Source organism: Ruminococcus sp., from assembly GCF_045129435.1.
Lineage (GTDB): Bacteria > Bacillota > Clostridia > Oscillospirales > Acutalibacteraceae > Ruminococcoides.
Genome location: NZ_JBGVJL010000162.1, coordinates 1 through 7,027, shown reverse-complemented (window position 1 = coordinate 7,027; position 7,027 = coordinate 1). Strand labels below are relative to the sequence as shown.

Here is a 7,027-nt window from a genome sequence, read left to right as displayed (position 1 = left end):
AATTTCTCTGCCGATTGGATTTTCTGATTCCATAATCTTTGAAAGCTGTGCAAAGTGACTTCTGAGTCTTACGGTTTCCTCAGCAACGGCAACCTTGTCGGCAAATACCGCAACCTCTGTGAGCACTCTCTGCTCGTCAATATTGATGTTGTAATCCTGTAATGTACGGTTGATTCTGTCGAGCAAACGCTCCTCATATTCCTTTACGGTCTGTGGTGAACGCTCGTCAATCTCGTCAACAGTTGCGAGAATTACCTCTGCTCTGCCGAGAATATCGGCCTTCATCTTTTCTCCCTCGGCTTCACGCATTGCAATAAAGCCGTCAATAGCAGTGTTTGCAGCCTCAAGCACATCGGCGGTAATTTCCGCTTCGTCCTCCTCTGCTTTTGAAACTGTATAAACATCAGGAAAGCGTGAAATAGCTGTAACTGTAACATCGTTTTCAATTCCGTAGGTTTCGGCAATTTCTTTCATAGCGTTTAAGTAACCCGAAACAAGCGAATGATTGATTTTAACCTCTGCCGGTGTATCCTCGGCAGTACCAACGGTTACAAACATATCAATCTTACCACGGGAAACCCTTGAATTTACAAGAGCCTTGAGCTTATCATCAAGAAAGCCGTAGCCCTTTGGAGTTCTGCAAGAAAATTCAAAAAAGCGGTGATTTACGCTTTTGATTTCAACACTGATTTCTCTGCCATGCAGAACTGTACGACATCTGCCAAAGCCTGTCATTGATTTAATCATCGGTAAACTTCCTTTCGCATTATACCGTAAGGTATTGTATTATCAAAACTTCATTTATAAAAATATACTTATAACTTTACTTTACATACATTATACCACACTATAAATCATATAGCAAAGAGATTGTTACAAAACTGTAATAACTTTTTTAGTTTACACAGGCTATGACTATATGATATACTAATAAAGATGTAGTATTTTATTAAAAAAGGAATGATTTTATGTCAGGACATAACAAATGGAGTACCATTAAACAGAAAAAAGGTAAAAACGATGCTGCAAGAGCAAAGGTTTTCACCAAAATAGGCAGAGAGCTTATTGTTGCAATCCGTGAGGGCGGCAGTGCAGACCCAAGCGTAAACTCAAAGCTCAAGGATTGTATTGCAAAGGCTAAAGCTAACAATGTACCTAACGACAACATTGAGCGTATCATCAAAAAGGCTGCAAGCGGCGGTGACAACGCAAACTATGAGGCTGTTACATACGAAGGTTACGGCCCTAACGGTGTTGCTGTAATTGTTGAGGCTCTTACAGATAACCGCAACAGAACTGCCGGTGAAGTAAGACATTACTTTGATAAATTCGGCGGCAATATGGGTACTCAGGGCTGCGTAAGCTTTATGTTTACAAAGAAAGGTGTACTTGTAATTGAGCGTGAGGACCTTGATAAGGACGAAGACACAGTTATGAGCGATGCTCTTGAGTATGGTGCTGCTGACTTTGAGGCTGACGATGATGTATTCACAATCTATACTGAGCCTGATGATTTTAGTGCAGTAAGAGATGACCTTGAAAAAGCAGGATACACATTTGTTTCAGCTGAACTTGAAATGGTACCAAGCACATACACAAAGCTTGAGGATGAGGAGTCTAAAACAAAGATGCAGAAAATGCTCGATATGTTTGAAGACAATGACGACATCCAGAATGTATGGCACAACTGGGAAATGGAAGATTAATCCGCCCTTTGTGCAATTAAAACCAAATCTTTATTATCAACAGAGCCGTCGAGGTTATAATCGGCGGCTTTTTTGTATGCCCCAAAAATTTCCTTTTCACCTGTCATAGTCTGCATAAGCAGCTTGTAGTCCCTTGAGCTTACTGTACCTGTACCGGTAATATCGCCTGCTACAGCAATAGTATAGCTTTTATCTTTGGTAACGGCAACTAAGCCTGTCTTTAATTTTCCGCTGTAAGCGTTACCGTATTTATCCGTAACTGCAACAATCTCAGGACAGGTGCTTTTTAGCTTGGCAGCAGTTGTACCGACACTTATCTTGCACATAATATTGTCATCTGTAAAAATATAATCATTAGCTTTATTATCGGAAGTTTTATTGCCCGTATTGTTATCCAAACCGTCAGGTGTATCGGAATTACCGCTATCCATACTCTTGTATTCACTGTTGGAAATAATAAGAAAGCTTTTGTAATTATTGCCGACAGCTATAGTTTTGTTACAAGCAACAAGTAATTTTTTAACTGAAAACTGAGTTTTTACACTTTTTAATTCATTGTCTGTAAGATTACTCAAATATAAAGTATTGCCGTTTGCGTAGTATAAATTATCATTTTCTACTGCAAAAGGAAATGATTTGTTAAGCATATTATTACAGGAGATATTTTCCTTTAAAGAATAAATATAATTTTGGCTGTCTGCCAGATAATCTGCACCACAATTATAAAAATCTGAGCTATCCTTTATTTTAATGCAAAAACTTGAGCCGTTTTCATTTAATCTATAAACAGAACCCTCATACAGAATCGCATAGGCACAGCCATTATTTGTGGTAATTTCATTCACACTCATTGGGCTGAATTTATAGTCAAAAATATGTCTGCCGTTAAAATCATATGATGAAACATAGCTATATACCGCATCGGTTTTTATAATGTAAAGTTTGTTGTTGCAGATTGAAATATTATGGTAATTAAAAGTATCGAGATTATCAGAGTTTACATAGCTGACTTCCCCATTCAAGCAATTAATTCGGACAATTTGATACTCAAAATCATCTGTCATATAAACAGCACATACTGTGTTTTTATCAAGAAACGGTACGCCAACAAAATCACCACTTGCATTAAATGTTAATGTACCGACAGACGGAACAAAGCTTTGAATATACATAGTTCTTCCGCTATAGCCAAAAGCAAATGCTCCGTTATTGCTTGTATCGCTATACACTTCATCACAACCGGAAAAGATATTACAATCATATTTCTCAACTGCAAAAGCCGAAATATTTGCAACAATAAATATAATTGCTATTGCAGTTAATGCATAAATTACCTTTTTAATATCTTTTCCCTCCTTTGTGAATGAACATCACTACCCCTATAAATGGCAATAGGCAACATCGCTTATCACAATGTTGCCTAATTTGTTAATTTTATACCTGATCCGGTGTAGCTACGAGTGAGCCGTCATCGTTCATTCTATAATATCCCATACCATTCATAACAAGTGTGTTGTCACCGTCAAAAGCATATGGAATATCAATTTTAGTTTCAGAATCAGCAAAGTAAGTTACTGAAATATTTGTATCATCATATGTGTAAACGCCCTCGTAAGTGATTGTGTCATACATATTAGCAATGAATGTACCGTCATCGTTAAATGTGTAAGTGATGTCATATGACGGAATGTTCCAACTGCCTGTCAGCTTATCACTTGGCTTAAAGCCGTCCGGAACTTTAAGTGTTGGCTTTTTAACAGTTGCACTTTTGAAAATGTATGGATTTTCAACACCCTCAACTGTAAGCTTGAATGTTCTGCCGGTAAAAATGTTACCTGAAATTGTGTAAGAACCTGAGAAAACATTGCTTGAATTTACATACTTAGTGCCGTTTTCCTCAGAGGTTGTGTAGGTTGACTTCTGAGTGATTGTGCCGACCGATACTGTAATATTACCGTCTTTGTCAAGTGTGTAATATGTAACGCCGTCACCGGCTTCGTCATAAGTAGCACCGTTGCTGTCCTCTACAAGTACCCAAGTACCTACAATGCTTGAATTGAAGAAACCTGAGAATATAAAGAACGCAGCAATAAATGCTATAACTATTACACCGGCAATAATGATTGGTGTTTGAATTGTTTTCTTTTTTGTCGGAGTATTATCCGGTGTAAATACCGCTGTAGGACCATCTTCACCGGGAATTACATTTATTGTTCCTTTAACTTCAACAGGGGTTTCTGCAGCCTCATTATTTATTTCTGCCGAAGCTTGAGTATTCTCGGTTTCAGCAAAAAAATCTTTATTCTCTTCCAAAAGAATGCCTCCTAAAATAATAAAAATATATCTAAACTATCATACTATATTTTTCTTATAAAATCAACCACTTCACCAAGGTTTCACTTAAAATACATATAAAGCTGGCATTTTAATGTACCATTGTACAATTTTCTGCGTTTGTCGGCTTTTCTGCCAAAGATTTTCTCAAAATCATCGTCAGGTGTAATGATTGTGTAGCTCTTGCCCTGAGTCCTTCTGAACCTCTCACCCATTACCTTGTAAAGCTCTTCTGCCGACTTAACATCAAGAAGTCTTTCACCATACGGCGGATTTGTGATTACAGTCATAAATCCGTCAGCAAGTTCAAAATCCTTTATATCACGCTTAGCAAAATTAATTTTATCTGCAACGCCTGCAAGCTTTGCATTCTTTTTTGCAACCTCAAGTGCAAGCTCGTCAATGTCATAGCCCTCAGCATGAAAGCCGCAATCACGCACTTCATTGGCTTTTGCAAGCTCTCTTTGCTCTTTCCAGACCTCAGCCGGAACACAGCCCCACTTTTCTGCCGCAAAATAGCGGTTAATGCCCGGAGCAATCTTCATTGCTTTTAAAGCAGCCTCAATAAGAATAGTACCGCTGCCGCACATCGGGTCAACCACAAAGTGATTTCCTCTTACTCTTGATAAATCAACCATAGCAGCCGCAAGTGTTTCTTTGATTGGGGCATCGTTTGACTCCGCACGATAACCACGCTTGTGAAGTCCCGCACCGGAGGTATCAAGCATAACACTTACCTTGTCATTCATAATAAGGAACTGAATCTGATGTAAAGCACCGCTTTCTTCAAGCCATGGAAGCATATATTTCTCTGAAAGCCTTGTTACAACTGCTTTTTTTATGATTTTTTGACAGTCGGGTACACTCATAAGCTTTGAACTAAGACATCTTCCCTTTACTGGAAAAGCGTCATTCACGCCGATAAAATTTTCCCAGCTAACAGCTTTTACACCCTCGAAAAGCTCGTCAAAGGTGGTTGCCTCAAACTCGGCAAGTAAAATTTGAATTCTTTCGGCATATCTTGAATTGATGTTTGCCTTTGCCATATCTGAAAAGTCGCCCTCAAATGTTACCTTGCCGTTGTGAGCCTCAACATTTTTAAGACCTAAAAACTTAAATTCATTTGCACACAGTCCCTCAAGACCGAAAATGCAGGGTGCAGAAAATTTTAGCACCACATTCACTCCTTATTCCTTAAAAAAGGGTATCGGATTAACCGATACCCTCATCAGTATTTTAGTTTATATTACCTTGCAAAAAACTGCAGGTATTTAATTACAGACTTTAGACAGTTGGCTCCAAAAGGCCGTAATCACCGTTTTCACGCTTATAAACCACATTAATTTCATCAGTTTCTGCATTCTTGAACATAAAGAAGTTGTGGTTTACCATATTCATCTCAAGGATAGCTTCATCTACGGTAATCGGCTTTACAATAATCTGCTTTGTACGCACGATTTTGTAGTCATCGTCTTCAGCCTCGTTAATTTCCGGACTTAGACTTACGAAATCATCAATGCTGCCGCTCTTAATTTTCTTTTCGAGCTTAGTCTTGTTTTTGCGAATCTGACGGCCGAGAATATCAACAACTTTATCAAGTGCGTCATTCATCTCCGGCATTGTGCTCTCAGCACGAAGAACAAGACCGTTATCTCTGATTGTAACTTCAACAGTCTGACGGTTCTTTTCGAGGGTGACAACTATGTTTGCTGTGGCATTCTCAGAAAAGAGCTTTCCAAATTTATCGAGCTTTTTTTCTGCTCTCTCTTTAAAGTTATCTCTGAGTGTTACCTTTCTTGCTGTGTAAGTATATTTCATAATAGTGCCTCCCTTTGCAGGTAATTTATTTTCTGCCGTTGCCGTTGCCTCTGCGGCTGTAGCTACGGCTTTCACCACCACGCTTGAGGTCAGAAATTTTGTCTTCGCTTGTCTGCTTAAACTTTGACATCATATCCTCAAAGCTTGTGGGTGCGTTCTTTTTAGTAGCCTGCCACTCATAGTTGCCCGGTGATTTAACCGGTGGAGCAGGTTTGTACGGCTGTCTTGGTGAACCCTGACGGCGGTTGTTTCTGTCGCCTCTGTCAGATCTTTCACCTCTGTCGTTATTTCTTGGCTTACGCTCCTGTGGAACAGCCTGCTTCATTGAAAGGCTAATTTTGCCGTTATTAAGTGCAAGCACCTTAACCTTTACAGTCTGTCCTACCTTTACATAGTCGCCAATCTCATTTATATAGGTATGTGCAACCTCTGAAATATGTACCATACCTGTCTGTGAATCGGGCAAATCTACAAAAGCACCAAACTTTGTAATACCCGAAACCTTACCTTCTAAAATCATACCGACTTCAATTGCCATAAAAATTATTTACCCCTTAATCTATATTCTACCCTTTTATATTCTACCCTTTGGAATCACAAGACTATTCACCCGAAACATTATAGAAAATTCTTTCACCTTCGCTTACATAACCCATTTCGTTTTTAGCAATTTTCTCAATGTATTCTTTAAGTTCTTCGCCTGTGTATCCCTTTACCTTATCCAGATACCTAGTCTGAATTTCAACAACATTAATCTGCTTATTAATCTCGTTAAGCTCCGCCTTTTTGTCGGCTATCTGTATATTCTGATTAACTATAGTGATGACGGCATAAAAAACAAATCCGATAATGGTAAGATACAAAAGAATGTATCTGCCTCGTTTCTTCTTTTTAGGCTCAATCTCCTTTATAGTTGCAGTTTCGGCTTCACTTTCAGGATTAATCTGCGGTTTCTTCTTTTCCTTTTTCATTACTCGCCTTAACCTTTTTTCTTACCGATAAACCTTTGCGTTTATTTCTAAATGTATCTATTTTCTTACACATATTATACAATATATTGTTGCCGGTTTTCAATAGTTTTTTTGTAATTTTTTTAAATTTTGTTTTAATTTTTTGTATAACGGCATTAATTCCGTTTATTATTGGGCAATATACCTTTGAAATAAGTT

At 38.3% G+C, this 7,027-nt stretch carries 9 protein-coding genes; 1 reads left to right on the top strand and 8 read right to left on the bottom strand.

Annotated features, from left to right (window positions below; all coding sequences use genetic code 11):
- Nucleotides 1–747 (bottom strand): YicC/YloC family endoribonuclease (locus ACJMMI_RS07710; RefSeq protein WP_405354714.1); only part of this gene is annotated, 747 nt, incomplete at its 3' end.
- Between the two features lie 221 nt (nucleotides 748–968).
- On the opposite strand from ACJMMI_RS07710, the gene ACJMMI_RS07705 reads away from it, so the two are divergent.
- The gene (locus ACJMMI_RS07705) at nucleotides 969–1,706 is read left to right on the top strand and encodes a YebC/PmpR family DNA-binding transcriptional regulator (RefSeq protein ID WP_405354712.1); all 738 of its coding nucleotides are present in this window, start codon (nucleotides 969–971) and stop codon (nucleotides 1,704–1,706) included.
- Here the strand turns inward: ACJMMI_RS07705 and ACJMMI_RS07700 are convergent.
- From ACJMMI_RS07700 to ACJMMI_RS07670, 7 genes are all read right to left on the bottom strand, one after another.
- Complete coding sequence (locus tag ACJMMI_RS07700) at nucleotides 1,703–2,935, bottom strand: dockerin type I repeat-containing protein (protein ID WP_405354710.1); 1,233 nt, start codon at nucleotides 2,933–2,935, stop codon at nucleotides 1,703–1,705. The two genes, ACJMMI_RS07705 and ACJMMI_RS07700, sit on opposite strands and share 4 nt — an antisense overlap.
- Nucleotides 2,936–3,140: 205 nt before the next feature.
- Nucleotides 3,141–4,019, bottom strand: coding sequence for a DUF5640 domain-containing protein (locus ACJMMI_RS07695; RefSeq protein ID WP_405354708.1), 879 nt, complete (start codon nucleotides 4,017–4,019; stop codon nucleotides 3,141–3,143).
- An 83-nt stretch (nucleotides 4,020–4,102) separates the two neighbouring features.
- Complete coding sequence (locus ACJMMI_RS07690) at nucleotides 4,103–5,218, bottom strand: class I SAM-dependent RNA methyltransferase (protein ID WP_405354706.1); 1,116 nt, start codon at nucleotides 5,216–5,218, stop codon at nucleotides 4,103–4,105.
- A gap of 106 nt (nucleotides 5,219–5,324) precedes the next feature.
- On the bottom strand, nucleotides 5,325–5,858 hold the full coding sequence (hpf, locus tag ACJMMI_RS07685; protein ID WP_405354704.1) for a ribosome hibernation-promoting factor, HPF/YfiA family: 534 nt from the start codon (nucleotides 5,856–5,858) through the stop codon (nucleotides 5,325–5,327).
- A 25-nt stretch (nucleotides 5,859–5,883) separates the two neighbouring features.
- Nucleotides 5,884–6,396 carry a S1 RNA-binding domain-containing protein gene (locus ACJMMI_RS07680; protein ID WP_405354703.1) on the bottom strand — a complete coding sequence of 171 codons (513 nt, stop codon included), beginning with the start codon at nucleotides 6,394–6,396 and terminating at the stop codon, nucleotides 5,884–5,886.
- Nucleotides 6,397–6,460: 64 nt separating this feature from the next.
- Entirely contained in the window at nucleotides 6,461–6,829 is a 369-nt protein-coding gene (locus ACJMMI_RS07675; protein ID WP_405354702.1) for a septum formation initiator family protein, read from the bottom strand.
- On the bottom strand, nucleotides 6,798–7,027 hold a 230-nt coding region (locus ACJMMI_RS07670), incomplete at its 5' end, for a hypothetical protein (RefSeq protein ID WP_405354701.1). The genes ACJMMI_RS07670 and ACJMMI_RS07675, both read right to left, overlap by 32 nt.